The sequence below is a fragment of the Pseudomonas sp. UF-293 genome, from assembly GCF_058245595.1.
On the sequence record NZ_JBSICA010000019.1, the window covers coordinates 69427 to 92895 of the forward strand.

General features: G+C 60.5%; 25 protein-coding genes, 1 pseudogene and 1 riboswitch. Of the genes and pseudogenes, 13 read left to right on the forward strand and 13 right to left on the reverse strand.

Translation table 11 applies throughout. The features are described from left to right. Positions 1-127: 127 nt before the first annotated feature. Both AC4IHP_RS19305 and AC4IHP_RS19310 read right to left on the reverse strand, forming a co-directional pair. Entirely contained in the window at positions 128-343 is a 216-nt protein-coding gene (locus AC4IHP_RS19305) for a TIGR02450 family Trp-rich protein (protein WP_016773224.1), read from the reverse strand. Continuing rightward, the gene (locus tag AC4IHP_RS19310; protein ID WP_460121405.1) at positions 340-1326 is read right to left on the reverse strand and encodes an NAD(P)/FAD-dependent oxidoreductase; all 987 of its coding nucleotides are present in this window, start codon (positions 1324-1326) and stop codon (positions 340-342) included. Before AC4IHP_RS19310 ends, AC4IHP_RS19305 begins: the two co-directional genes overlap by 4 nt. A gap of 197 nt (positions 1327-1523) precedes the next feature. Between AC4IHP_RS19310 and AC4IHP_RS19315 the strand changes: the two genes are divergently transcribed. Both AC4IHP_RS19315 and hemH read left to right on the forward strand, forming a co-directional pair. Further along, positions 1524-2426 (forward strand): TIGR01777 family oxidoreductase, encoded by a 903-nt coding sequence (locus AC4IHP_RS19315; protein ID WP_490832480.1) that lies wholly within the window; start codon positions 1524-1526, stop codon positions 2424-2426. Between the two features lie 13 nt (positions 2427-2439). Continuing rightward, positions 2440-3465 carry a ferrochelatase gene (hemH, locus tag AC4IHP_RS19320; protein WP_490832481.1) on the forward strand — a complete coding sequence of 342 codons (1026 nt, stop codon included), beginning with the start codon at positions 2440-2442 and terminating at the stop codon, positions 3463-3465. Positions 3466-3576: 111 nt separating this feature from the next. On the opposite strand, the gene AC4IHP_RS19325 is transcribed toward hemH, so the two are convergent. Together AC4IHP_RS19325 and upp are read right to left on the reverse strand one after the other, a co-directional pair. Next, positions 3577-4851: a uracil-xanthine permease family protein gene (locus AC4IHP_RS19325; RefSeq protein ID WP_460121398.1), complete on the reverse strand. Its 1275-nt coding sequence runs from the start codon at positions 4849-4851 to the stop codon at positions 3577-3579. A gap of 2 nt (positions 4852-4853) precedes the next feature. Next, entirely contained in the window at positions 4854-5492 is a 639-nt protein-coding gene (upp, locus tag AC4IHP_RS19330) for a uracil phosphoribosyltransferase (RefSeq protein WP_024014279.1), read from the reverse strand. Between the two features lie 164 nt (positions 5493-5656). Between upp and AC4IHP_RS19335 the strand changes: the two genes are divergently transcribed. The 3 genes from AC4IHP_RS19335 to AC4IHP_RS19345 all read left to right on the forward strand — a co-directional run bounded on the left by AC4IHP_RS19335 (position 5657) and on the right by AC4IHP_RS19345 (position 7226). Beyond that, positions 5657-6214, forward strand: coding sequence for a hypoxanthine-guanine phosphoribosyltransferase (locus AC4IHP_RS19335; protein WP_016773231.1), 558 nt, complete (start codon positions 5657-5659; stop codon positions 6212-6214). Positions 6215-6395: 181 nt separating this feature from the next. After that, positions 6396-6875: a hypothetical protein gene (locus AC4IHP_RS19340; RefSeq protein WP_460121396.1), complete on the forward strand. Its 480-nt coding sequence runs from the start codon at positions 6396-6398 to the stop codon at positions 6873-6875. Positions 6876-6938: 63 nt separating this feature from the next. Continuing rightward, positions 6939-7226: a PA4642 family protein gene (locus AC4IHP_RS19345; protein WP_400754536.1), complete on the forward strand. Its 288-nt coding sequence runs from the start codon at positions 6939-6941 to the stop codon at positions 7224-7226. A 242-nt stretch (positions 7227-7468) separates the two neighbouring features. Here the strand turns inward: AC4IHP_RS19345 and mqo are convergent, their stop codons facing one another. Further along, on the reverse strand, positions 7469-8977 hold the full coding sequence (mqo, locus tag AC4IHP_RS19350) for a malate dehydrogenase (quinone) (RefSeq protein ID WP_490832482.1): 1509 nt from the start codon (positions 8975-8977) through the stop codon (positions 7469-7471). Between the two features lie 704 nt (positions 8978-9681). Continuing rightward, on the reverse strand, positions 9682-9915 hold the full coding sequence (locus AC4IHP_RS19355) for a hypothetical protein (RefSeq protein WP_039761314.1): 234 nt from the start codon (positions 9913-9915) through the stop codon (positions 9682-9684). A 205-nt stretch (positions 9916-10120) separates the two neighbouring features. Between AC4IHP_RS19355 and AC4IHP_RS19360 the strand changes: the two genes are divergently transcribed. Then, positions 10121-10705 carry a YajG family lipoprotein gene (locus AC4IHP_RS19360; RefSeq protein ID WP_024014276.1) on the forward strand — a complete coding sequence of 195 codons (585 nt, stop codon included), beginning with the start codon at positions 10121-10123 and terminating at the stop codon, positions 10703-10705. Positions 10706-10895: 190 nt separating this feature from the next. Here the strand turns inward: AC4IHP_RS19360 and AC4IHP_RS19365 are convergent, their stop codons facing one another. Beyond that, positions 10896-11102, reverse strand: coding sequence for a hypothetical protein (locus tag AC4IHP_RS19365; RefSeq protein ID WP_095181665.1), 207 nt, complete (start codon positions 11100-11102; stop codon positions 10896-10898). Between the two features lie 193 nt (positions 11103-11295). On the opposite strand from AC4IHP_RS19365, the gene AC4IHP_RS19370 reads away from it, so the two are divergent. Further along, positions 11296-11574, forward strand: a complete 279-nt coding sequence (locus AC4IHP_RS19370; protein WP_016770663.1) for a hypothetical protein — start codon at positions 11296-11298, stop codon at positions 11572-11574. Between the two features lie 97 nt (positions 11575-11671). Here AC4IHP_RS19370 and AC4IHP_RS19375 read toward each other — a convergent pair whose 3' ends face one another. Continuing rightward, complete coding sequence (locus tag AC4IHP_RS19375) at positions 11672-12835, reverse strand: 1-acyl-sn-glycerol-3-phosphate acyltransferase (RefSeq protein WP_460121388.1); 1164 nt, start codon at positions 12833-12835, stop codon at positions 11672-11674. A 142-nt stretch (positions 12836-12977) separates the two neighbouring features. Here AC4IHP_RS19375 and AC4IHP_RS19380 point away from each other — a divergent pair, with 142 nt between their 5' ends. From AC4IHP_RS19380 to AC4IHP_RS19390, 3 genes are read left to right on the forward strand one after another with little or no spacing between them, the layout of a single operon-like run. Then, positions 12978-13160, forward strand: a complete 183-nt coding sequence (locus AC4IHP_RS19380; protein WP_042609727.1) for a CPXCG motif-containing cysteine-rich protein — start codon at positions 12978-12980, stop codon at positions 13158-13160. Between the two features lie 9 nt (positions 13161-13169). Further along, the gene (locus AC4IHP_RS19385) at positions 13170-13430 is read left to right on the forward strand and encodes a putative signal transducing protein (protein ID WP_042609728.1); all 261 of its coding nucleotides are present in this window, start codon (positions 13170-13172) and stop codon (positions 13428-13430) included. A gap of 35 nt (positions 13431-13465) precedes the next feature. After that, the gene (locus AC4IHP_RS19390; RefSeq protein ID WP_490832483.1) at positions 13466-14089 is read left to right on the forward strand and encodes an SOS response-associated peptidase; all 624 of its coding nucleotides are present in this window, start codon (positions 13466-13468) and stop codon (positions 14087-14089) included. A gap of 99 nt (positions 14090-14188) precedes the next feature. Here AC4IHP_RS19390 and AC4IHP_RS19395 read toward each other — a convergent pair whose 3' ends face one another. Further along, the gene (locus tag AC4IHP_RS19395) at positions 14189-15031 is read right to left on the reverse strand and encodes a methyl-accepting chemotaxis protein (protein ID WP_490832492.1); all 843 of its coding nucleotides are present in this window, start codon (positions 15029-15031) and stop codon (positions 14189-14191) included. 12 nt (positions 15032-15043) lie between these two features. Next, a pseudogene (locus AC4IHP_RS19400) lies at positions 15044-16330 on the reverse strand (methyl-accepting chemotaxis protein); the annotation flags it as partial. 251 nt (positions 16331-16581) lie between these two features. Here AC4IHP_RS19400 and AC4IHP_RS19405 point away from each other — a divergent pair. Then, complete coding sequence (locus AC4IHP_RS19405) at positions 16582-17400, forward strand: M48 family metallopeptidase (protein ID WP_039761327.1); 819 nt, start codon at positions 16582-16584, stop codon at positions 17398-17400. Between the two features lie 124 nt (positions 17401-17524). Here the strand turns inward: AC4IHP_RS19405 and AC4IHP_RS19410 are convergent, their stop codons facing one another. From AC4IHP_RS19410 to AC4IHP_RS19420, 3 genes are all read right to left on the reverse strand, one after another. Beyond that, complete coding sequence (locus AC4IHP_RS19410; protein WP_490832484.1) at positions 17525-18109, reverse strand: TMEM165/GDT1 family protein; 585 nt, start codon at positions 18107-18109, stop codon at positions 17525-17527. A gap of 88 nt (positions 18110-18197) precedes the next feature. Beyond that, positions 18198-18322, reverse strand: a riboswitch (yybP-ykoY riboswitch). A 39-nt stretch (positions 18323-18361) separates the two neighbouring features. Further along, entirely contained in the window at positions 18362-19360 is a 999-nt protein-coding gene (locus AC4IHP_RS19415; protein ID WP_460121381.1) for a methyltransferase, read from the reverse strand. 32 nt (positions 19361-19392) lie between these two features. Next, the gene (locus tag AC4IHP_RS19420; protein ID WP_490832485.1) at positions 19393-20358 is read right to left on the reverse strand and encodes a 2-hydroxyacid dehydrogenase; all 966 of its coding nucleotides are present in this window, start codon (positions 20356-20358) and stop codon (positions 19393-19395) included. A gap of 241 nt (positions 20359-20599) precedes the next feature. Here AC4IHP_RS19420 and AC4IHP_RS19425 point away from each other — a divergent pair, with 241 nt between their 5' ends. Next, complete coding sequence (locus AC4IHP_RS19425; RefSeq protein ID WP_490832486.1) at positions 20600-21229, forward strand: LysE family translocator; 630 nt, start codon at positions 20600-20602, stop codon at positions 21227-21229. Positions 21230-21495: 266 nt separating this feature from the next. Then, positions 21496-23178, forward strand: coding sequence for a fatty acid--CoA ligase (locus AC4IHP_RS19430; protein ID WP_073473480.1), 1683 nt, complete (start codon positions 21496-21498; stop codon positions 23176-23178). Positions 23179-23469 lie beyond the last annotated feature (291 nt).

The window sequence follows — 23469 nt, forward strand, 5'->3', positions numbered from 1 at the left end:
TTGTATAAGATTTTTGTGCGGCGCTGAATCTGTGGGAGCGAGCCTGCTTGTGAAGACGATGGGGCAGTCGACGAATTCGAATCTGATACAGCGCTTTCGCGAGTGGGCTCGCTACCACAAGGGAAATCTATTTCCAGCCAAGTAACCAGAGCTTGCTGTCTTTGAGCACCTGCCAATCCAGTCGCTCGCTACGCTGGGTCAGCACCGCCTGCAATTCAACTTCCAGCACCGTACCTTCCTCGTCGCGGATCAGTTCGGTGACCAGAAAATGTTTTTCGCGATTTTGCGGGTGGGCTGCTGTCCACTTCGACAGCAGCAATTTGCGCGGATTGATGCGATTCATTGCAGGTGTTCGTGCAAGCGACGTGCAGCCTCCTGACCACTGAGCCAGGCGCCTTCGACGCGACCCGACAGGCACCAGTCGCCACAGGCGTACAGGCCCAGATCGACGTCCGCCAGTGTGGTCCACTCATGGCCTGTGGCGGGGCGGGCGTAGAGCCAGCGGTGGGCGAGGCTGAAGGTTGGCGCAGGCATGGCGCTGTGCAGCAGTTCGGCAAAGGCACCGTGCAGATGCTCGATCACCGCCTCCTTGGACAGGTCGATGTGTTGCCGGCTCCAGGCGCTGGTTGCATGCAGCACCCATGTGTCGAGAGTGCTGTCGCGCCCGGGTTTGCTGCGGTTGCGCGCCAGCCAGTCGAGCGGGCTGTCCTGCACGAAGCAGCCTTCGATCGGCGTATCCAGCGGGGTTTCGAAGGCGAGAGCGACGGCCCAGGTCGGCTCCATTTTCACCCCGGCAGCGACGCCGGCAAGTTTCGGCGCGGCGGCGAGCAACGCGGTGGCTTGCGGTGCTGGTGTGGCGATCACCACGTGGCTGAAAGGGCCGTGGGTGCCGCCGTCGGCGTCCTGCAGATGCCAGTGTTCTTCACCGCGATAGACCTCGGTGATGCGGCAGGCGAACTGCACATCCAGACCATCGAGCAGGCCACGGGTGATGGCGCTCATGCGCGGCGTGCCGACCCAGCGGGTCTGCTCGTCCGGCGACATGTTCAATTGGCCGCCCTGGAAGGTGTACAGCTGCGGCGTCCACTCGGCGGCCCAGCCCTGGCTTTGCCAGCGCTGCACCTCGGTGACGAAGCGTCGATCGCGCGCAGTGAAGTATTGAGCGCCCAGATCCAGCGAGCCCGCGTCGCTGCGCTTGCTCGACATGCGTCCGCCGCTGCCGCGGCTTTTATCGAACAGTTGAACGGTATGCCCGGTCTCTGTCAGAGCCTGGGCGGCGGAGAGCCCGGCGATGCCGGTGCCGATGATTGCGATAGGTACAGTCATAGGGGCCTCGTTTACCTTTCTGTACAGACTACGCCGTCGATGAAACCTGTACAATTCTGTTTTTTGGTATAACTTCTAGCGTTCTCGTTCTGACAGCTTGGCCTATTGTTAAACAATAGAGCCTGCCCGATAGAAAAGATCCCTGCCTATAAAAATAGACTAGTGATCCGGGTTAAACGCCACGCGAGGAAGATGTCATGCACATATTGCTGACCGGCGGTACTGGTTTGATCGGACGTCAGCTCTGCCGGCATTGGCTGGAGCAGGGCCATCGCCTGACGGTGTGGAGTCGCCGCGCGGAAAAAGTCGCGCAGATCTGCGGCGCGCAAGTGCGCGGGATTGCCCGTCTGGAGGACCTCGGCGAAGAGCCTCTGGATGCGATCGTCAATCTTGCTGGCGCGCCGATTGCCGACCGCCCCTGGACCCATCGACGCAAGGCATTGCTGTGGAGCAGTCGCATCACCCTGACGGAAACGCTGCTGGCGTGGCTGGAAACTCGTGCGCAGAAACCAGAACTGCTGATTTCCGGCTCGGCGATCGGCTGGTACGGCGACGGTGGCGAGCGCGAGCTGACAGAGCAATCGCCGCCCGGCATCGACGACTTCGCCAGTCAGTTGTGCATCGCTTGGGAAGAAACCGCACTGCGCGCGGAAAATCTCGGCATCCGTGTGGTGCTGGTGCGAACCGGTCTGGTGCTGTCGGCCGAGGGCGGCTTTTTGTCGCGGCTGTTGCTGCCGTTCAAGCTCGGGCTGGGCGGGCCTTTGGGCAATGGTCGGCAGTGGATGCCGTGGATTCACATCGACGATCAAATCGCCCTGATTGATTTTCTTCTGCACCGTAATCAGGCCAGCGGTCCTTATAATGCCTGCGCGCCAAAACCTGTGCGCAACCGCGAATTTGCCAAGACCCTGGGCAGTGTATTGCACCGCCCGGCGTTCATGCCGATGCCGACCCTGGCGCTGAAAGTCATGCTCGGCGAGTTGTCACTGTTATTGCTCGGCGGCCAGCGCGCGACGCCGGCACGCTTGCTGGATGCGGGGTTCAGCTTCCGCTTTACGGATTTACGCGCGGCTCTGGATGACCTCTCCAGCCGCCTCTGAAATAGGACGTTGCATGACCGATCACGCTTTGCTTCTGGTCAACCTGGGCTCTCCGGCCTCCACCTCGGTGGCCGACGTGCGCAGCTACCTCAATCAGTTTCTGATGGACCCGTATGTGATCGACCTGCCATGGCCGCTGCGGCGGTTGCTGGTGTCACTGATCCTGATCAAGCGCCCTGAGCAGTCGGCGCACGCTTACGCCTCGATCTGGTGGGAGGAAGGCTCGCCGCTGGTGGTGCTCAGCCGCCGCTTGCAAGAGCAGATGACCCGCACGTGGAAACACGGCCCGGTGGATCTGGCGATGCGTTATGGCGAGCCGTCGATCGAAACCTGTCTGCTGCGGCTGGTGAAGGCCGGGCACAAGAAAATCACGTTGGCGCCGCTGTATCCGCAGTTTGCCGACAGCACCACGACCACGGTGATCGAAGAAGCCCGGCGCGTGCTGCGCGAGAAGAAGCTCGACGTGCAGTTGTCGATCCTGCAGCCGTTCTACGATCAGCCGGAATATATCGAAGCATTGGTCGCCAGCGCGCGTCCGCATCTGCAGCAGGATTACGATCATCTGCTGCTGAGCTTTCACGGCTTGCCGGAGCGCCATCTGAGCAAACTCGACCCGACGGGCAATCACTGCCTCAAGGGCGCCGATTGCTGCCAGACCGCCTCGCCGGCGGTATTGGCGACCTGTTATCGCGCGCAGTGTTTCCGCACCGCCGCTGCCTTCGCCAAAACCATGGGCCTGGCGGACGGCAAATGGTCGGTGTCGTTTCAGTCACGCCTGGGCCGGGCGAAATGGATCGAGCCGTACACCGAAGCGCGGCTGGATGAACTGGCCAAAAGCGGAGTGAAAAAGATTCTGGTGATGTGCCCGGCGTTCGTCGCTGACTGCATCGAGACGTTGGAAGAGATTGGCGATCGCGGCAAGGAACAGTTCCGCGAAGCGGGGGGCGAGGAGTTGGTGCTGGTGCCGTGCCTCAATGACGACCCGCAATGGGCCAAGGCGCTGGCCACGCTCTGCGAGCGCGCACCGCTGGCGCTCTGAAAGTCAAAAGCTTCGCGAGCAGGCTTGCTCCCACAGGTTGAAATGCATTCCAACCTGTGGGAGCGAGCCTGCTCGCGAATGCGGTGTATCAGGCGATGAAGCTCTAAAGACTTAAATCAGCGGCTCATCCGCCTTCTTGTTCTTCCAGCCATCATTGCCCGGCAGGATCAGGTTCAGCACAATCGCCACCACCGCGCACAGCGCGATGCCTTTGAGGCCGAAGTCATCAGGACCGGTGCCGGTGCCGACCAGCACGCCGCCGATACCGAATACCAGCGTCACCGAAACAATCACCAGATTGCGCGCTTCGCCCAGGTCGATCTTGTGGCGGATCAGGGTGTTCATGCCCACCGCCGCAATCGAACCGAACAACAGGCACAGAATCCCGCCCATCACCGGCACCGGAATGCTTTGCAGCAGCGCGCCGAACTTGCCGATGAAGGCCAGGGTGATGGCGAAGATCGCCGCCCAGGTCATGATTTTCGGGTTGTAGTTCTTAGTCAGCATCACCGCGCCGGTCACTTCGGCGTACGTGGTGTTGGGCGGGCCACCGAACAGGCCGGCGGCGGTGGTGGCGATGCCGTCACCGAGCAGGGTGCGATGCAGGCCCGGCTTCTTCAGATAGTCGCGACCGGTCACGCTACCCACGGCAATCACGCCGCCGATGTGCTCGATCGCCGGGGCCAGCGCCACTGGAACGATGAACAGAATCGCCTGCCAGTTGAACTCGGGCGCAGTGAAGTGCGGCAGGGCGAACCAAGGCGCTGCAGCAATCTTCGCCGTATCGACCACGCCGAAATAGAACGACATGGCAAAACCCACCAGCACGCCGGAAATGATCGGCACCAGACGGAAGATGCCCTTGCCGAACACCGCCACGATCAACGTGGTCAGCAGCGCCGGCATGGAAATCATCATCGCCGTCTGATAGTGGATCAGTTCGGTGCCGTCACCGGCCTTGCCCATCGCCATGTTCGCGGCAATCGGCGCCATGGCCAGGCCAATGGAAATGATCACCGGACCGATCACCACCGGTGGCAGCAAGCGGTCAATGAAGCCGGTGCCTTTGATCTTCACGGCCAGGCCGAGGAAGGTGTAGACGAAACCGGCCGCCATCACTCCGCCCATGGTCGCGGCGAGGCCGAACTGGCCCTTGGCGAGAATGATCGGCGTGATGAAGGCGAAGCTCGACGCCAGAAACACCGGCACCTGACGCCCGGTGACGATCTGGAACAGGATTGTCCCCAGACCTGCGGTAAACAGTGCCACGTTCGGGTCCAGGCCCGTGATCAGTGGCATCAGCACCAGGGCGCCGAAAGCCACGAACAGCATCTGCGCGCCGGACAGCACCGTGCGCCAGAGCGGATCGTTGAACTCTTGCTGCATGGTTACGCGTCCTTCTGCTTGGTGCCGAAGATCTTGTCACCGGCGTCGCCAAGTCCAGGAATGATGTAGCCGTGCTCGTTCAAGCGCTCATCGATGGACGCGGTATAGATGGTCACGTCCGGGTGCGCCTGTTCTACCGCAGCAATGCCTTCCGGCGCGGCGACCAGGACCATGGCGCGGATGTCGCGGCAACCGGCCTTTTTCAGCAGGTCGATGGTGGCAACCATGGAGCTGCCGGTGGCGAGCATCGGGTCGATGATCATCGCCAGACGCTCGTCGATTTCCGGTACCAGTTTTTCCAGATAGGTGTGCGCTTGCAAGGTTTCTTCATTGCGGGCCACGCCCACAGCGGAGACCTTGGCGCCCGGGATCAGGCTGAGCACGCCTTCGAGCATGCCGATGCCTGCACGCAGGATCGGCACAACGGTAATCTTCTTGCCGGCGATCTTCTCCACCGACACGGTGCCGCACCAGCCGGCAATGTCGTAGGATTCGAGCGGCAGATCTTTTGTAGCTTCATAGGTCAACAGGGCGCCGACTTCCTGAGCGAGCTCGCGGAAATTCTTGGTGCTGATGTCAGCGCGGCGCATCAGGCCGAGTTTATGACGGATCAGCGGATGGCGGATCTCGAGGATGGGCATGGGAAAGGCTCCGGCGGCGGGCAAAAAAACCGGCCTAGATTAATCTATCCGAGGGTGATGTCCTATAGGACATTCTGTACGTTAGTCCATAAGAGCTTGATTCGACCTCGCGGGATGCGTACCTTTGCCCGCTTTTCCAATTCCGCCAACCCCTGGAGAGCGCCATGTCCGCTGATCTCGAGCATATCCGTCAAATCATGCGAGAGGCTGACTGCCTGTACACCGAGTCTGAAGTCGAGGCGGCCATCGCCCGCGTCGGTGCACAAATCAACGAACAACTGGCTGACAGCAACCCGGTGGTGTTCTGCGTGATGAACGGCGGCCTGATCTTCTCCGGCAAACTGCTCACGCATCTGCAATTCCCGCTGGAAGCGTCCTACCTGCATGCGACCCGTTATCGCAACGAAACCAGCGGCGGCGACCTGTTCTGGAAAGCCAAGCCGGAAGTCTCGTTCATTGACCGCGACGTGCTGATCATCGACGACATCCTCGACGAAGGTCACACCTTGGGCGCGATCATCGACTTCTGCAAACACGCCGGCGCGCGCAAAGTGCACACCGCTGTGCTGATCGACAAGGACCACGACCGCAAGGCGCGTCCTGACCTGAAAGCCGATTTCGTCGGCCTGCCATGCATCGACCGCTACATCTTCGGTTATGGCATGGACTACAAGGGCTACTGGCGCAACGCCAACGGGATTTACGCCGTTAAAGGCATGTAAGAACCTGCATTGCCCCCTGTGGGAGCGAGCCTGCTCGCGAAGGCGTCGTGTCAGTCAGCATCATTGAAAACTGACACACCGCTTTCGCGAGCAGGCTCGCTCCCACAGTTGTTTTTGTGTGTGCTGATCCTTGCGCGACAGCCATGCTAGAGTGCTCGGCCCCGCCCCCCCGGAGCCTGTCATGCGCCTCTTGATCTGCAGTCTCGCTGCCCTGTTGCTGTCCCTCAGCCTGCCACTGTCCGCCGCGCCGATGCACAGCCAGTTTCTGCCGCCGGACGACCTGACCCTGCGCGACGCTGAACCCGAGCAGCAGCAACTGCTGCAGGTCAGCGAGTATTCGGTAGTGGTCGGTGCGCAGCGCCAGTCCAATCAGCAGCCGATTCCGGTCACCTCATCCTTGTTGATTCGCCTCAAAGGCAAATCGCTGAACAAGGGCGCGACCATCAGCCAGGTGCTGGTGAGTTTCGACGGCGAAAGCAAAAGCCTGAAAAAACCGGCCTACGATGACAAAAGCAAAACTCTGACGCTGTTCTATCCGCTCGCTCAATACCGCGTGGTGATGGATCTGCTGCGCAACGACACGGTGTATGTGCAGTTCCTCAGTTATGCCAACGGCCATATCTGGGCCGATTTGCACACCGGGGCGATTCGTCCGCGTTGAGCCGGGCGGTCGGGCAGGGGTAAACTGCCCGCCCCGTGTCATGTCTGCGAGCTGGAGTCGGCAATGCGTAAAGATAAGAAACAAGTGATTGGTGACGAGATCGGCGATGAGCAGATCAAGCTGTTCCTCGATTTTGAGCCGGTCGACGCCACTTCGCCGTCGCTGCACAAACTGATCAAGGCGTATCGCGGTTTGCGTATCGATGACTTCGAGCGTTTTCTGGGTTTCTTCGTTGAGGCCGGTTATGACGTTGATGGCAAGGACGAGCAGGGGAAGACCTTTGTTGAGCTGATCGCCGATCAGCGTAATGCCCCGGACTACATCGAACTGATCGAAAAGTCCCGTACCTGACATTTGGCAAAAACACATTCTTGCCAGATGGGTGGTGTTGGCTCTGACCCTTTCGCGAGCAAGCCCGCTCCCACATTGATCTCTGTTGCCACACATCTTGTGTGCACATGAGATTCACTGTGGGAGCGGGCTTGCTCGCGAAAGCGATGTCACTCACACCATAGATTTTGTGGCTGACTGTTTATCCGCATAAAAAAACGCCCCGCACTCTCTGAGTCCGGGGCGTTTTTTATGCCGCAAGATCAAGCGTAGCTTGGTGTCTCGCTGCTTTCTTCAACCAGTTCCAGGGCGATGTTGTTCTGCGTGTTGATCTTGCGATACAGCGCAGCATCGGTTTCCAGAACCTCCTCGCGGGCCGGGAAGATTTCCGCCAGTTTGCTTGCCCACTCGCCCGACGCCTTGGTCGGGAAGCATTTTTCGATCAGCTCGAGCATGATCGAAACGGTCACCGACGCGCCTGGCGAAGCGCCGAGCAGGGCAGCGAGGGAGCCGTCCTTCGCCGCGACCAGTTCGGTACCGAACTGCAGGATGCCGCCCTTTTTCGGGTCCTTCTTGATGATCTGCACCCGTTGGCCGGCCACTTCCAGGCGCCAGTCTTCGGCTTTCGCCTGCGGGTAGAAACGGCGCAGGGATTCCAGACGCTGTTCCATCGACTGCATCACTTCGCTGACCAGGTATTTGGTCAGGTCCATATTGTTTTTCGCCACCGCCAGCATCGGCCCGATGTTGCCGGCGCGCACCGACATCGGCAGGTCCATGAAGGAGCCATGCTTGAGGAACTTGGTGGTGAAACCGGCGTATGGCCCGAACAGCAGGGATTTCTTGCCGTCGACGACGCGAGTGTCGAGGTGCGGCACCGACATCGGTGGCGAACCCACGGCCGCCTGGCTGTAGACCTTGGCCTGGTGATGTTTGACCACTTCCGGGTTATCGCAACGCAGCCACTGGCCACTGATCGGGAAGCCGCCGAAGCCTTTGCTTTCTTCGATGCCCGAAGCCTGCAGCAACGGCAGGGCCGCGCCACCGGCCCCGAGGAAGACAAACTTTGCGTCGACTTCGCGGGTGTTGCCGTTGTTGACGTCCTTGATGCTGACGGTCCAGCCGGCGCCGTTACGCTTGAGGCCGGTCACGCGCTTGCAGTATTTGACCTGAGTGTCCGGGGCGCTGCTCAGGTGCTTGAGCAACTGATTGGTGAGGGCGCCGAAGTTGACGTCGGTGCCGTTCATCACGCGGGTGGCGGCGAGGACTTCGTCGGGCGAGCGGCCCGGCATCATCAGCGGCATCCACTCGGCCATCTTGCCCTTGTCTTCGGTGTATTCAATGTCGGCAAACGCGTGGTGCTTGCTCAACACGTTGAAGCGTTCCTTGAGGAACGACACGCCGCTTTCGCCCTGAACGAAACTCAGGTGCGGCACCGGGCTGATGAAGGATTTGCACGAGCCGAACGTGCCCTTCTTGGTCAGGTACGACCAGAACTGCTTCGACACCTCGAACTGGGTGTTGATGTGCACGGCTTTCTTGATGTCGACGCTGCCGTCGGCAGCCTGCGGGGTGTAGTTCAGCTCGCACAGGCCGGCGTGACCGGTACCGGCGTTGTTCCACGGATTGGAACTCTCGGCGGCGCCGGAATCCATCAGCTCGACGACTTCCAGCTTGATCGCGGGGTCGAGCTCTTTGAGCAGTACGGCCAGGGTGGCACTCATGATGCCGGCCCCTACCAGAACTACGTCGACTGCTTCGTTATGCGCCATTTAACGCGTCTCCCAAATCTGCAGCACCAAATTGTCGGCATGGCTGCCAGGCGTTCCAGGGCAGGTCAGTGGGCCCGGGCTATCCGTGGTCAGGTGGGCCATGTCCGAATCTTCGCAATTTTTCGCAACTTCGACGGATGCGTGCGGCCTGGTTTCAAGCGTTCCATGAACGCATTTTCACGCAGGGCTGGCAATTCGACTTATGGTCGAGTCATCCGTTTTCGTGCAACCAAATCCGTAGCGGACAGGCTTCAGGCTCCGATGTTCGAGGTATACCCGGTCCTGTGTCGTTGGGCTGTTTCAGACGCTAATGGTGCATGTTCAGACGCAAAACTATTCATTTGCTCGCCACACTCTTGTGAAGTTGTGAAAACCCGTTTTTTTCACGCTCTTTTGAAGACGTGAACCTCAAAAAAGGGCTGCCTTGGCCTGGCACCTGCCCGCAAGGGCAAAACAACGCGGTGGCCGAGCGAATGACAGCTCTGCAGATTCGCGAAAAGCGGGGTTTTGCCGGAAGAACAGGCAAGCGCGCCAACTTCACTCGATCTGTGTGGGCGGCTCTCTGTGGGCGATTTTGATGTCGATGCATGCGCATTGACGCTGTTGCGGGGCCCGATCAGGAGACGTCCTTATAATCGGGGGGAGATTGTAGCGAAGAAATGCGCGCAGTTGCTCGTGTTTAATGACTTTTATTAGGCATCCGGTCAGATGCTCAACTGCACCTGGCCCCGTGCGCGCATTTGTCGCGGTACGACCCGGGCGCTGGCGGGCAGCGGCTGGTTCAGCCAGGTCAGGCGGATTTCTTCGATTTCCACCCAGCCGTCACCCATCGGTTGCAGACTGCACTGCTTGAAAGCCTGGCAATGGCCATTGCGGTCGAGCAGGGCGAAGCTGCGATGCAGCGGGCGTGGGGCGAACAGCGAGATCAGATAGCGCATGGCAGAGTTCCTTGAAGGGGGACTGCTTTGAAGCTTGTCGGCGAGCCATGACGCCAGGGTGTATGGACGGTGAAGAATGTGTGACAGGAACCGCTTTCGGCGGGGTTTGTCAGACATTTCAGTATTCACTGTGCGGCGCTGGTTACGCGCAGTGGCCCACCGCTATACTGCCGGCCTGTTTGTGCCTGATTCTGGAGAGAAGAGCATGTTGCAACGCCTGTTGTTCGGTTTGATCACTGTCGCCGGTTTGACCCTCGCCGGCTGCGCCCACAGCCCGCAACAACTGAATCCGGAGCCGAAGCTGACCACGCAACTGCCAGCGGTCGGTCGCGGGCAGCCGGTCATAGTCCGTGTGGTCGACGGTCGTCCGTCGCCAACCCTCGGCACCCGTGGCGGTCTGTACCCGGAAACCAGCGCCATCACCGTGCAGCGCGAGCAGATCCTGCCCAAGCTTCAGGCCCAGGCCGAAGCCGCCGTACGCCTGCTCGGCTTCACCCCGACCACTAACGCACCCAACGCGCCGCAGCTGACCGTGACCCTGGCCGAGCTGAAGTACCAGTCGCCGAAAGAAGGCATGTACGTGACCGAAGCGACCATCGGCGCGACCTTCCGCTCCGACGTGCAGAACGCCAACCGCCGCTACAGCGGCCGTTACGGTGCTTCGCTGGACCAGCGCTTCGGCATGGCGCCGAATCAGGAAACCAATACCAAACTGGTCAGCGACGTATTGAGTGATGCACTGACGCGTCTGTTCAAGGACCCGACTGTGGGTCAGGTACTCGCTGAGTAAGCTTGCAGCGAATGTGAAAAAGCCCGGGGCCAGTGATGGTTCCGGGCTTTTTTGTGGCCGCATGTTTTGAATACCACATAAACCTGTGGGAGCGAGCCTGCTCGCGAAAGCGCTGGCTCAGTCGAACCAATGTTGAGTGACCCAATGCATTCGCGAGCAGGCTCGCTCCCACAGGGGGATCTGTGGTGTTTCAGGCAGCCTGGGAATAGAAATCGAGCACGCTCACTCCTGTCAGCAAATCGGTCTCGGGCAAGTCCGCATGCTGATGCCCGCCCAGCGCGCAATACACCAGCCAGTGCCGGTCCTGCACGTTGAAGGCGAGGCTGCCGATCAGGCTTTGCTGATCGTCGTAAGGGGTGATGAGGTACAGGCGATCCTGATTTTCCGCGTGCAGCATGTCGCATTCCATTCGGGTTTCGAGGCGCGCAGGGTGAAGCATCCACGTGACGATGCCATGACACAGGGCAGCCATCGGTCGATTGTCAGGTTATTTGTCGCAAAGGCTGGGGCAGGGCGTCAGGGTTTGGGTAGAATCCGCGCCGCGGTCGTCGGTCTGGCGTCTGCCACACCGGTTAAGTTCGAGGTCTGTGATGTCGCTGCACTTGATGACGCTGTTTACCGCCCATCCCGCCAAATTGATCAACCTGCTGGCCTTGCTGCTGGCCTTTCCGGGCAGTTGGCTGCTACACGCGACCCGCCGTCGTGAGCAACGCGCGCAGGCCAGTCTGGCGGCACAGCGCCAGGCGCAGCCGAATGCCGAGCCGATGCTCGATTGGGCGACATTGCGCATGAACCGCTTTTTCTATCGCTTCGGTTTCGCCTGCCTGGGGCTTGCTTTGATCGTCTCCTGGATCAGCACCCGCTTTTAAAAGCAAAAGATCGCAGCCTTCGGCAGCTCCTACAGGATGTACATCATTCCCATGTAGGAGCTGCCGAAGGCTGCGATCTTTTGATCTTGCTGTTGCTTTACAGCGGCAACCCAGCCTTGACCCGGTACTGATTGCGCACCGGCGTCGCATATTGCAGCACCAGATACGGACGATGCTCGGCAGGGCAGCCATCCAGTCGGCTCTGCCACTCATCCTGCGCCTTGGCCAGTTCGTCAGCCGGGAACACTTCGGCCGCCTTCGGCACATTCAGTTGCGGATCGGCATCCGCCCATTGCGCGTACGCCAGGTAATGCACCGGGAACAACCGGTAGCCGCCGAGAATCTGCTTGTCCATCTCGATCGCCAACTGCTTGGTGTCTTCGAACACCTCGGTAATCGGCGCGGCAAAGTTCACGTGCACCCGACCCTTGTAGCCGGTGATGCCCTTGGCAATGCTCACGTCATCCTCGCCCGGCGCCTTGGCGTAGGTGCCGGTGGTGGCGCGGATATACAGCTCGCGGGCCTTGGCCTGGTCGCAGGGGTCGTACTCGTAGCTGATCGACACCGGGGTGACGTTCAGCGAGCGGATCACTTCGCCGAACGGCTCGTCCTTGCGGCTCATGTGGAACATCTTGAGGATCGCCGACTCGGTACGGTCGTCGCCGTCCTTCGCCCGACCTTCAGCCTGAGCAATCCAGATCGAGGCGCAATCGTTGCGGATCGAGTGGTTGATGTACGCCGATAGCAGTTGATACGCCGCCATTTTCTCGCGACGGCCGGTGATCGAACGGTGGACGATGAAGCTCTTGTTCAAGCGCATCAGGTCACTGACAAACGGCTTTTGCAGCAGATTGTCGCCAATCGCGATGCGCGGTGTCGGCAGGCCGGCATGGTACACGGCATAGTTGACGAAGGCCGGGTCCATGACGATATCGCGGTGGTTGGCGATGAACAGGTAGGCGCTGCCGGACTTGAACTGCTCGACACCGGTATACGTCACGCCGTCGGTGGCGCGCTCGATGGTGTGGTCGACGTAGAACTCGACTTTGTCCTGTAAGGTAGCCACGGAATTCACGTCGGCAAACTCACGACGCAGCCGATGGGCTATAAGAGGTTTGAGCATCCAGCCGAAGGCACCGGCAAAACGCGGGAAGCGGAAGTGGGTGAGGATATCTAGAAACGCCTTGTCGCCGAGCAGCCTTGCCAGTACCGCAGGTACTTCGCTGTCGTCGTAAGGTCGGATGGCATCGAATTCGCCCATCATGCTCTCTTGTTGGAAACGGCTAGGGTAAGTAAAGGGTTTGATCGAAAACCCGCGGGGCACGGTCTGAAAAAGTAGCCAGACAAAAATAGCCCTGCAAATAGACCGGCGATTATACGCACAAGTCACTTGGGAGACCGCGATGCTGGAAGCCGCTGAGTATGAATGTCCTTATTGTGGGGAAGTGGTTGAGACATCCGTGGACCTGTCCGGCGGCGATCAGACCTATATAGAGGACTGCCAGGTGTGCTGTCGGCCGATCACCTTCGTCCTGCAAGTGCACGGTGAAGACTGGTTTCTTGAAGTCTTCAGCGAAAACGAGTGAGGGCCGCGTATGCAGCGTATCTACGAGCCGGCAAACCTGATGGAAGGCGAAATGCTCAAGGGCATGCTCGCCAATGAAGGGATCGAGGCGCACTTGATCGGCCGTGACCTGGTGGGCGGCACGGGTGAACTGCCGATCTTCGGCCTGCTCGGGTTGTCGGTGGATAACGATCAGGCCGAATACGCCCGCGAGCTGATCACCGCGTACAATGCCGCGCTGCCGCTGCCCGGCGACGAACCGGAGAGCTTCCCCGGGACGCTGGTCTGTTAGGCTGGCCTTCGTTTTATTCAGAGTCGTGTTGCCCCATGTGTGGACGTTATGCCCTGTTTCGCTGGAACCGCGACTTCGCGGCCCTGCCAGGTTTTCCCGCCGATCAGCAGGCGCAGTGGAACATCTCCCCGAATGATTCGGTGTTGATGCTGCGCGCCGAAGAAGAAGGCCAGCGCACGTTGGCCCGTGCGCGCTGGGGCCTGACGCCGCCGTGGCTGACCGATCTGTCGAAAACCCCGGCACACGCCCGCGCTGAAACCGTCGCAGAACAGCCGATGTTTCGCGAGGCCTTGCGTCTGCGCCGCTGCCTGCTGCCCGCCAACGGTTTCTACGAATGGCGTGGCACCCAGCGCAAGCGGCCGTACTGGTTGACGCCGGGGGAGGGCTCGTCGTTGTTTTTCGCGGCGATATGGGAAGCGTATCCGGTGCAGGAGCAGGTCTGGCTAAGCACGGCGGTGATCACTCAGTCGGCGGCGAGCCAGCGGCGACCGTTGATTCTTGATGAGGCGGGGCAAGCGGCATGGCTCGATCCCGAAACGCCGCTGCATGTGCTGCAGGGTTTGCTCGCCAGTGAGCCGGCGGCGCTGCGCGAGCGGGTGTTGGCGAATCTGGTGAATGATCCGAAGTTGAATGGGCCGGAGTGTTTGACCCCGGCTTGATGAGTGATCTGTGCCGGCGTATTCGCGAGCAGGCTCGCTCCCACAGGGGAATGCAATCCAACTGTGGGAGCGAGCCTGCTCGCGAAGAGGATCTAAAGATCAGACCTTGAACTGATTGATCAACCGCCGCTGCTGCTCGGCCAGTCTGGTCAACCCGGCACTCGCCGAACTCGACTCATCCGCACCGCCCGCCACTTCATTCGCCACCTGACCGATGTTGATCACATTGCGGTTGATGTCATCGGCCACTGCACTTTGCTCTTCCGCCGCGCTGGCAATCTGCGTGTTCATGTCGTTGATCACCGACACCGCCTGCGTAATCGTCTCCAGCGCTTCGGCCGCTTTCGCCGCGTGTTGCACGCTTTCGTCGGTGCGGCTCTGGCTGTCTTCCATCACACGCACTACGTCGCGGGTGCCCTGTTGCAACTGCTGGATCATGCTCTGGATTTCTTCGGTGGCCTTCTGGGTTTTCTGCGCCAGATTGCGCACCTCATCCGCGACCACGGCAAAACCGCGACCCTGCTCGCCGGCCCGTGCGGCTTCGATCGCCGCGTTCAAGGCCAGCAGGTTGGTCTGTTCGGCGATGCCGCGAATGGCGGTGAGGATGGCGTTGATGTTTTCGCTGTCCTTGGCCAGCGTCTGCACCACGTCGACAGCCTTGCCGATTTCCACCGCCAGAGCACCAATCGAATTCGAGGTGTCGCGGACAATGTGCATGCCCTGGCTGGCGGCCTGATCGGCGTGGCTTGCCGCTTGTGCGGCCTGGGTGGCGTTGCGCGCTACGTCTTGGGCGGTCGCGGTCATTTCCTGAACTGCGGTCGCCACTTGATCGATCTCGGCCATCTGTTTCTGCACGCCGATGTTGGTGCGAATGGCAATGTCGGCGGTGTGTTCCGAGGAATCGCTGACGCTCTGCACTGAAGTCACCACCTGGGTGATCATCGCCTGCAACTTGGCGAGGAAAGTGTTGAAGCCCTTGGCAATCGAGCCCAGTTCATCGCTGCGATCACTGCTCAAACGCCGGGTCAGGTCACCTTCGCCCTGAGCGATGTCATCGAGCATGGCGACCATTTGCTTGAGTGGCCGCGCAATGCCGTGCCCTACCAGCCAGATCACCAGCAGGCCGATGCCGGCAATGATCAGGCCGACCATGGCCATGCCGAAGGTGTCGGATTTGCGCTGGGCATCAAGGTCGGCCTGCAGGTTTTGCAGATCGGCCATGACCGCGTTGAGCGGCAGTTGCAGCATCAGCGTCCAGCGCGCGTCGGTCTGGCCGATGCCGAACGGCAGGTACAGCTCGATGCGGCCCTTGGCCTGATTCACCGAGTAAGTGACCTCGTCGCGTTTCAGATTGGCGAGATTGCTGGTTTGTTCGGCGTCGAGAATGTCGCTGACTTTCTCACCGAATTTGCTCGAATCCTTGGTGTAGGCAACGATCCGCCCGTTGCCGCCGACCAGAGCCATTTCACCGGCGCCGCCGTAAAGCTTCTGGTTGGCGGCGAGGAGCATGTCCTGAATGAAATTGACCGAGAGGTCCGCGCCGACGATGCCCTGGAACGCGCCGTTGACCATGATCGGTTCAATGAACGAGGCGAGCATGACGATCTTGTCGCCTACCTTGTACGGTGCCGGGTCGATCACGCAGGGTTTCTTCGTCTCTTTCGAGCACAGGTAGTACTCGCTGGCGCGGACCCCGGTGGACAGGGTTTTCTGGTCGTCGACATCGGCCAGTTTGTCCACACCCAGACTGCCGTCGGTATTGCGGAACCACCACGGCAGGAAACGTCCGCTGGCCGGATCGATGCCGACCACGGCGCTGCCGATGTAGGCCGCGTCATTGTGGTCCAGTGCGTTTTTTTCCCAGCCGATGTAGGTGCCGAGAATCTTCGGGTTCTTTTCGACGTTTTCCTTGATCAGGCTGATCAGTTGTTCGCGGCTGACGCTCAGGCGCGGCTGGCCGTCGGCGCCGGTTGTGCCGAGCAGGGCGTTGACGCGCACCAGACCGCCGGCAATCAACAGCGGGGCTTCGAGTTCGCGCTGGATCTGGCTGACCTGGGTCTGCGCCAGCGAAGTCAGGCGCTGCTCGATGACTTGCTCGAACTGCGCCTGGGTGCGCTGTTGCACCATTTCTTGAGTGCGAGCCCCGGAGAACAGCGCGTACAGCACCAGCGCCGCGACCACGCTGAGAACGATGGCGCCGGCCAGAGCGGCGACGGAAAACTGGATCGACTTGAACTTCATGGGAGCTCCGCACGCAAGAGGACAATCTGCGAGGGATTTATCGGCGGGGTGGGCGCGGCCATGAGAGACGCTGGTCGGAATCGCCGCGCGATGTCGCTGATGGATCGGTGCACGGCGGATTCAATGCGCGTTGAGGAATTTCCAGCCAGTCTTGCAGCCTTAGGTGGATGTACGCGCAATGCGTGCGTTGTATCTGGCGCCAATACAATTAGCCGCCTAGGATACGCCTCAGGTTTTCAGGGAGCTTTTGAATGAACAAGACATTGGTTACAAGTGCACTGAGCGCGGCGCTGTTGCTCGCCGGTTGTCAGTCGGTCAACACCACCAGCGGCGGTGCCGTGGGCGTGGAGCGCAAGCAGTACATGTTCAGCATGCTGTCCTCGCAAGAGGTCGACCAGATGTACGCGCAGTCGTATCAGAAGACCGTCGGCGAGGCGTCGAGCAAGGGTGTGCTGGACAAGACCAGCCCGGAAGCCAAGCGCGTGCAGACCATCGCCAACCGCCTGATCGCCCAGGCGCCGACCTTCCGCCCCGACGCTGCGCAGTGGCAATGGGAAGTCAATCTGATCAAGAGCGATGAGCTCAACGCCAACTGTGGTCCCGGCGGCAAGATCATTTTCTACACCGGGCTGATCGACAGTTTGAAACTCACCGACGATGAAATCGCTGCGGTCATGGGCCATGAAATCGCCCACGCCCTGCGCGAGCACGGTCGTGAAGCGATGTCCAAGGCTTACGGAATGGAGATGGCGAAGCAGGGCGCCGGTGCCTTGTTCGGTCTGGGTCAGGACAGCCTGGCGCTGGCCGACACCGTGGCCAACTACGGCATGACCTTGCCCAACAGCCGCGCCAACGAAAACGAAGCCGACCTGATCGGCCTGGAACTGGCCGCCCGCGCCGGCTACAACCCGAACGCGGCAATCACCCTGTGGGACAAGATGAGCAAGGCTTCCGAAGGCGCGCCACCGGAATTCATGAGCACTCACCCGGCATCGAGCAGCCGGATCGCCGCGCTACAGGCAGCGATTCCGAAGGTGATGCCGTTGTACGAAAAAGCGCCAAAATCCTGAATAAGGCAGCTGTAAGCTTCAAGTGACAAGCTGCAAGTCAAAGCAGATTCGCTTGGCTTGCAGCTTTTTACTCTCAGCTTGCAGCTTGCAGCTTGCAGCTAGAAGCTAGAGGCTTGCAGCTGCCTCAAACCCATCCGCTGCTCTGCATCGCTTTATACACCGCAACAATCGCCAGAATCATGAACGCCGAAGCCGCGAGGCGGCGGATCAGGGTCAGCGGCAGTTTCTCTGCGGCAAAATTGCCCGCCAATACCACCGGCACGTTGGCAATCAGCATGCCCACGGTGGTGCCGATAATCACCAGCCACAGTTCCGGATATTGCGCGGCGAGCATCACCGTAGCGATCTGGGTCTTGTCGCCGATTTCCGCAAGGAAGAACGCGATCAGCGTGGTCAGGAACGGCCCGAACTTGCGCGCCGTGCTGGCCTCGTCGTCATCCATCTTGTCCGGGACCAGGGTCCACAGTGCCGTGGCGGCGAAGCTGGCGGCGAGGATCCAGTGCAGGACCGTGTCGGAGAAGAAACTGCCGACCCAGGCACCTACCGCACCGGCTGCTGCGTGGTTGGCCAAAGTCGCGGCGACAATCCCGGCAATGATCGGCCAGGGTTTGCGAAAGCGAGCGGCGAGAATCAGCGCGAGCAGTTGCGTCTTGTCGCCGATTTCGGCCAAGGCAACGATAGCGGTGGGAACGAGTAGCGAGTCCAGCATCAGGGATTTCCTAAGGGGCGGGTCGACACGGCTATGACACGTACAGCCTTCCCGCCCCGGGTAAGGTGTGCGTGTCATAGGTCTTGTCAAACCCTGCGATCCGTCTGGTGCGGACGCTTGGGTCGCATACGCCATGATCTGAGGATCAAGTATGTTGACGTATGCCGGACGAGCATGGCGCTCGTGGGAGACTACTCCCCTAGGACGGAGCGGATTCTGCCTAGGCAAATCCGATTGGGCAAGAACAAATTTTCAGCCGCGCTTGGCCCGGTAGATCCGGAAACCATTGCCTTCAGCCTTGATCGCGCAAATGCCAAGGTGCTCCTCGATCAACGGCTGATACTTGAGGAAGCTGTTGGCCACCAGGCGCAGTTCGCCACCGTTTTTCAGATGTTTGGCTGCTTTTCGCAGCAGGTTCTCCGTTGCGAAATAATCCGTATGCACGCCGACATGGAACGGCGGATTGCTCAGAATCGCGCTCAAACCCATTGGCGCGGCATCGATGCCATCACCGGTCAGCACTTCGGCTTCCAGGCCATTGGCGGCCAGGGTCAGACGGCTACTGGCGGCGGCGAACGCGTCGACATCCAGCAAGGTCACCTGATTGTGCGGATAGCGACGTTTCACCGCAGCCCCGAGCACGCCGGCGCCGCAACCGAAATCGAGCAGATGGCCGCTCGGCAGTTTGTCCAGATGCTCCAGCAGCAGAGCGCTGCCGCGATCCAGTCGACCGTGGCTGAACACGCCCGGCAGGCTGATGACTTTCAACGGCCCTTCGGCCAGCGGCAGTTCGTAGGTCTGCGCCAGGCTTTCCAGCGGTTTCGCTTCAGGCGCATTGGCCACGGTGACTTGCCAGAGCTGGCAGTGGCGGGCGCTGTCGAGTTTGCGCGGCTTGCCAAACGGATTGAGCTGCTTGGACGCGCCTTCGATGCCGCTGCGCTTTTCGCCGACCAGAAATACTTCACGCCCGGCCAGGCGCGACGCCACGGCGTTGAGGATGTAGTCGGTCAGGTCCTTGGACTTGGGCAAAAACACCACAGCGCTGTCGAATTCGCGCTCCGGGACATTTACGCCGAAGTGACTGCGGCTTTCGAACCGCGCGTCCAGCGCGGCCTGATCGCCAGCGTGCCAGCACCAGCCGAATGCATTGGGCAGGCGCCCGAGCAAATCATCGGCGGGCAGGCCGGCCAACAGCAGCGAACCCTGGAATAACTCGGCCTGACGAAGCAGTACTTCACTGCGCGGATCCATAACTGCTCCTTGAAAAAAAGTGCCGCAGTTTATCAACTGACGACCCGCAGCGCCTCACCGCTGAAGAACGCCTGGGCGTTTTCGCTCAGTTGCCCGACGATACGCTGGCGCGCCTCGCGGCTGCCCCAAGCGTTGTGCGGGGTGACGATCAGGCGCGGGATATCGGCGGCGAGCAGCGGATTGCCCTGGGTTGGTGGCTCGACACTCAACACGTCGGTCGCCGCGCCGCCGAGGTGACCACTGCGCAAAGCGTCAGCCAGCGCCTGCTCATCGATCAAGCCGCCACGAGCGGTATTGACCACAAATGCGCCGGGCTTCATCGAGGCCAGTTCGTGGGCGCCGATGAAATGCCGGGTGTGCTCGTTGAGCGGGCAGTGCAGGGTGAGTGCGTCGATCTGCGGCAGCAGTTCATTCAGCGGCAAACGATCCGGCCGCGCCGGGCGCCCGGGAATCTGCCCGAGCAATACGCGCATGCCGAACGCTTCGGCCAGTCGCGCCACGGCACCACCGAGTTCGCCATGGCCGAGCAGGCCGAGGGTTTTGCCTTGCAGTTCGACGATCGGGTAGTCGAGCAGGCAGAACTGTTTCGCCTGCTGCCAGCGGCCTTCGCCCACAGCTTGCTGATAGTCGGCCAGGCGCGTAGCGAGGTTGAGCAACAGCATGATCGTGTGCTGCGCCACCGACGGCGTGCCATATGCCTGGCAATTACACACCGTAATGCCGTGGGCGCGCGCGGCAGTGAGGTCGACGTTGTTGGTGCCGGTGGCGCTGATCAGGATCAGTTTCAGCTGCGGGTTGGCAGCCATGGCAGCCGCGTCGATGACCACCTTGTTGGTGATCGCCACACTGGCGCCTTGCAGGCGTTCGCTGACCTGCTGCGGCAACGTCTGGGCGAACAGTTGCAAGTCGCTGAAGCATTCACGCAACGGACCGAGGTCCAGATCGCCGAGATCCAGCGAAGGGTGATCAAGGAATACCGCGCGGCGCGTGTTCGTCATCAACTGTACCTTTTGTGCTGTGAGCGGAGGGCGTACTCTGCCGAGCCTACCAGATGAAACAATTGGTTACTCAGCCCTGAAGTAGTGCCATCTCGTGTGGGAGCGGGCTTGCTCGCGAAGGCGGTGTGTCAGTCAATGCAAAGGTTGAATGGGACACCGTATTCGCGAGCAAGCCCGCTCCCACAAAAGTTGCGTCTACAGCATGGCAACGATGTGATCGATCAATCCAAGAGGAGCCCCCATGTACTGGACCGAGTTCTTGACCGTCGCCCTGATCCATTTGCTGGCCGTCGCCAGCCCCGGCCCGGACTTTGCCGTGGTCGTGCGCGAGAGCGTGACCCATGGGCGCCGCGCCGGCACCTGGACCGCGCTGGGCGTGGGCTCGGCGATTTTCCTGCACGTCGGCTATTCGTTGCTCGGCATCGGTCTGATCGTCTCGCAGTCAATTGTGCTGTTCAACGCGCTGAAGTGGGCGGCGGCGGCTTACTTGCTATACATCGGCTTCAAGGCCTTGCGCGCGCAACCGGCGAAAACCGTCGCCGATGATCTGCACAAGGAAGCAGGCGTACGCACCGCGCGGGGGGCATTCACCTCGGGCTTCGTCACCAACGGCCTGAACCCGAAAGCCACGCTGTTTTTCCTCTCCCTGTTCACCGTGGTGATCAACCCGCACACGCCGCTGTCTGTGCAGGCCGGTTACGGGGTGTACCTGGCGGTGGCGACGGCGATCTGGTTCTGCCTGGTGGCGATGCTGTTCAGCCAACACCGCGTGCGCGCCGGCTTCGCCCGCATGGGCCACTGGTTCGACCGCACCATGGGCGCGGTGCTGATTACACTCGGGGTGAAAATCGCGTTCACCGAAATGCACTGACCGGGCCGCATTGTTCTCTTGTAGGAGCTGACGAGTGCAACGAGGCTGCGATCTTTTGATTTTGTTTCAGGATCAAGATCAAAAGATCGCAGCCTTCGGCAGCTCCTACAGGGGCCATATCCAATTTCCTGATACCTGGGGTGCTGGCGCAAAGCTAGCATTTGTACGGCTCTGCAAATCATTCCTTTGGCTGATTTGACTGTCATGCAGGCGCACTAGAGTACGAATCTCTCCGCCAACACCGTGCAGTCAGAAAAGGGATTCTTATGTTGCAGACTCGGGTCATTCCGCCGGCCGATGGGGCCTACCAGTATCCATTGCTGATCAAACGGCTGCTGATGTCCGGCGCCCGTTACGAGAAAACCCGCGAAATCATCTACCGCGACCAGTTGCGCTATAGCTATCCGACCCTGATCGAGCGGGTTGCGCGGCTGGCCAATGTGCTGACGGCTGCCGGGGTGAAGGCCGGTGACACCGTGGCGGTGATGGACTGGGACAGCCACCGTTATCTGGAATGCATGTTCGCCATTCCGATGATCGGCGCGGTGATTCACACCATCAACGTGCGCCTGTCGCCCGAGCAGATCCTCTACACCATGAACCACGCCGAGGACCGCTTCGTGCTGGTCAACAGCGAGTTCGTCGGGCTGTATCAGGCGATTGCGCCGCAACTGACCACGGTGGAGAAAACCCTGCTGCTGACCGATCTCCCGGAGAAAACCGCAGAGCTGCCCAACCTCGTCGGCGAATACGAGCAACTGTTGGCCGCTGCGAGTGCGCAGTACGATTTCCAGGACTTCGACGAAAACTCGGTCGCCACCACGTTCTACACCACCGGCACCACGGGCAATCCGAAAGGCGTGTATTTCACCCACCGGCAACTGGTGCTGCACACCATCGGCGTGGCGACGATCATGGGTTCGATCGACAGCGTACGGCTGCTCGGCACCAACGATGTGTACATGCCGATCACGCCGATGTTCCACGTTCACGCCTGGGGTTTGCCGTACGTGGCGACCATGCTCGGGCTTAAACAGGTCTATCCGGGGCGTTACGATCCGGAGTATCTGGTGGAGTTGTGGCGCAAGGAGAAGGTCACCTTTTCTCACTGCGTGCCGACCATCCTGCAGATGCTGCTCAATGCCAAAGCCGCGCAAGGTGCGGATTTTGGCGGCTGGAAAATCGTCATCGGCGGCAGCGCGCTCAATCGCAGCCTTTATGAAAACGCCAAGGCCCGTGGCATTCAGCTGACGGCCGCGTACGGCATGTCGGAAACCGGCCCGCTGGTGTCCTGCGCGCACCTCAATGACGAGCTGATGGCTGGCAGCGAAGACGAGCGCACCACTTACCGGATCAAGGCCGGCGTGCCGGGGCCACTGGTCGAAGCGGCGATTGTCGACGGCGAGGGCAATTTCCTTCCGGCCGACGGCGAAACCCAGGGCGAACTGGTGCTGCGCGCGCCGTGGCTGACCGAAGGTTATTTCAACGAACCGCAAAAGGGTGCCGAGCTCTGGGCCGGTGGCTGGTTGCACACCGGTGACGTCGCCACGCTCGACAGCATGGGCGTGATCGATATTCGTGACCGCATCAAGGATGTGATCAAGACTGGCGGCGAGTGGATCTCCTCCCTCGACCTCGAAGACCTCATCAGCCGGCATGCGGCGGTACGCGAAGTAGCAGTGGTGGGCATCGCCGATCCGCAGTGGGGCGAGCGCCCGTTTGCCTTGCTGGTGGTCCGCGAAGGGCAGGTGATCGGTGCACGGGAACTGAAGGAACACCTCAAGCCATTCGTCGAGCTGGGACACCTGAGCAAGTGGGCGATCCCCAGTCAGATCGCCCTTGTTACCGAAATTCCCAAGACCAGTGTCGGCAAGCTCGACAAGAAGCGCATCCGCCTCGACATCACCGAATGGCAGGCCAACAACAGCACCTTCCTTTCGACACTTTGAGTGTCTGCTGGCGCGCCGAAAGCGGCGCGCCAGACCCACCAAGCAAGCGCTTGGCTTGTGAAATCGAAAAAATCAGCCATCCTTGCCGTGCCGACTTGTGTCGGACTGGCGAAAGGACTGTTCCAGAGTGGTTGGCGGCTGCAAATCACACTTTAGAGGGATCAAGCACTACCACCCGCTGGCTATAGTCCGCTCAAGGACTTTTTAGAAACGGAGCACACGCACTGATCGGGGCGAGCAACTCTGGAGCGATTTCGGGCAACCCTGGCGCCCGGTCCTCCACAGCGTTTT

Bases quoted from the DNA above. Each gene is read 5' to 3' on its own strand.
- AC4IHP_RS19315 (WP_490832480.1), top strand. From the start codon at position 1,524: ATGCACATATTGCTGACCGGCGGTACTGGTTTGATCGGACGTCAGCTC.
- AC4IHP_RS19335 (WP_016773231.1), top strand. From the start codon at position 5,657: ATGTCCGCTGATCTCGAGCATATCCGTCAAATCATGCGAGAGGCTGAC.
- AC4IHP_RS19405 (WP_039761327.1), top strand. From the start codon at position 16,582: ATGAACAAGACATTGGTTACAAGTGCACTGAGCGCGGCGCTGTTGCTC.
- AC4IHP_RS19395 (WP_490832492.1), bottom strand. From the start codon at position 15,031: ATGATCACCCAGGTGGTGACTTCAGTGCAGAGCGTCAGCGATTCCTCG.
- AC4IHP_RS19340 (WP_460121396.1), top strand. From the start codon at position 6,396: ATGCGCCTCTTGATCTGCAGTCTCGCTGCCCTGTTGCTGTCCCTCAGC.
- mqo (WP_490832482.1), bottom strand. From the start codon at position 8,977: ATGGCGCATAACGAAGCAGTCGACGTAGTTCTGGTAGGGGCCGGCATC.
- AC4IHP_RS19365 (WP_095181665.1), bottom strand. From the start codon at position 11,102: ATGCTGCACGCGGAAAATCAGGATCGCCTGTACCTCATCACCCCTTAC.
- AC4IHP_RS19425 (WP_490832486.1), top strand. From the start codon at position 20,600: ATGTACTGGACCGAGTTCTTGACCGTCGCCCTGATCCATTTGCTGGCC.
- AC4IHP_RS19360 (WP_024014276.1), top strand. From the start codon at position 10,121: ATGTTGCAACGCCTGTTGTTCGGTTTGATCACTGTCGCCGGTTTGACC.
- AC4IHP_RS19385 (WP_042609728.1), top strand. From the start codon at position 13,170: ATGCAGCGTATCTACGAGCCGGCAAACCTGATGGAAGGCGAAATGCTC.
- AC4IHP_RS19390 (WP_490832483.1), top strand. From the start codon at position 13,466: ATGTGTGGACGTTATGCCCTGTTTCGCTGGAACCGCGACTTCGCGGCC.
- AC4IHP_RS19325 (WP_460121398.1), bottom strand. From the start codon at position 4,851: ATGCAGCAAGAGTTCAACGATCCGCTCTGGCGCACGGTGCTGTCCGGC.
- AC4IHP_RS19410 (WP_490832484.1), bottom strand. From the start codon at position 18,109: ATGCTGGACTCGCTACTCGTTCCCACCGCTATCGTTGCCTTGGCCGAA.
- AC4IHP_RS19305 (WP_016773224.1), bottom strand. From the start codon at position 343: ATGAATCGCATCAATCCGCGCAAATTGCTGCTGTCGAAGTGGACAGCA.
- hemH (WP_490832481.1), top strand. From the start codon at position 2,440: ATGACCGATCACGCTTTGCTTCTGGTCAACCTGGGCTCTCCGGCCTCC.
- upp (WP_024014279.1), bottom strand. From the start codon at position 5,492: ATGCCCATCCTCGAGATCCGCCATCCGCTGATCCGTCATAAACTCGGC.
- AC4IHP_RS19355 (WP_039761314.1), bottom strand. From the start codon at position 9,915: ATGCGCTATCTGATCTCGCTGTTCGCCCCACGCCCGCTGCATCGCAGC.
- AC4IHP_RS19375 (WP_460121388.1), bottom strand. From the start codon at position 12,835: ATGGGCGAATTCGATGCCATCCGACCTTACGACGACAGCGAAGTACCT.
- AC4IHP_RS19345 (WP_400754536.1), top strand. From the start codon at position 6,939: ATGCGTAAAGATAAGAAACAAGTGATTGGTGACGAGATCGGCGATGAG.
- AC4IHP_RS19380 (WP_042609727.1), top strand. From the start codon at position 12,978: ATGCTGGAAGCCGCTGAGTATGAATGTCCTTATTGTGGGGAAGTGGTT.
- AC4IHP_RS19420 (WP_490832485.1), bottom strand. From the start codon at position 20,358: ATGACGAACACGCGCCGCGCGGTATTCCTTGATCACCCTTCGCTGGAT.
- AC4IHP_RS19370 (WP_016770663.1), top strand. From the start codon at position 11,296: ATGTCGCTGCACTTGATGACGCTGTTTACCGCCCATCCCGCCAAATTG.
- AC4IHP_RS19415 (WP_460121381.1), bottom strand. From the start codon at position 19,360: ATGGATCCGCGCAGTGAAGTACTGCTTCGTCAGGCCGAGTTATTCCAG.
- AC4IHP_RS19430 (WP_073473480.1), top strand. From the start codon at position 21,496: ATGTTGCAGACTCGGGTCATTCCGCCGGCCGATGGGGCCTACCAGTAT.
- AC4IHP_RS19310 (WP_460121405.1), bottom strand. From the start codon at position 1,326: ATGACTGTACCTATCGCAATCATCGGCACCGGCATCGCCGGGCTCTCC.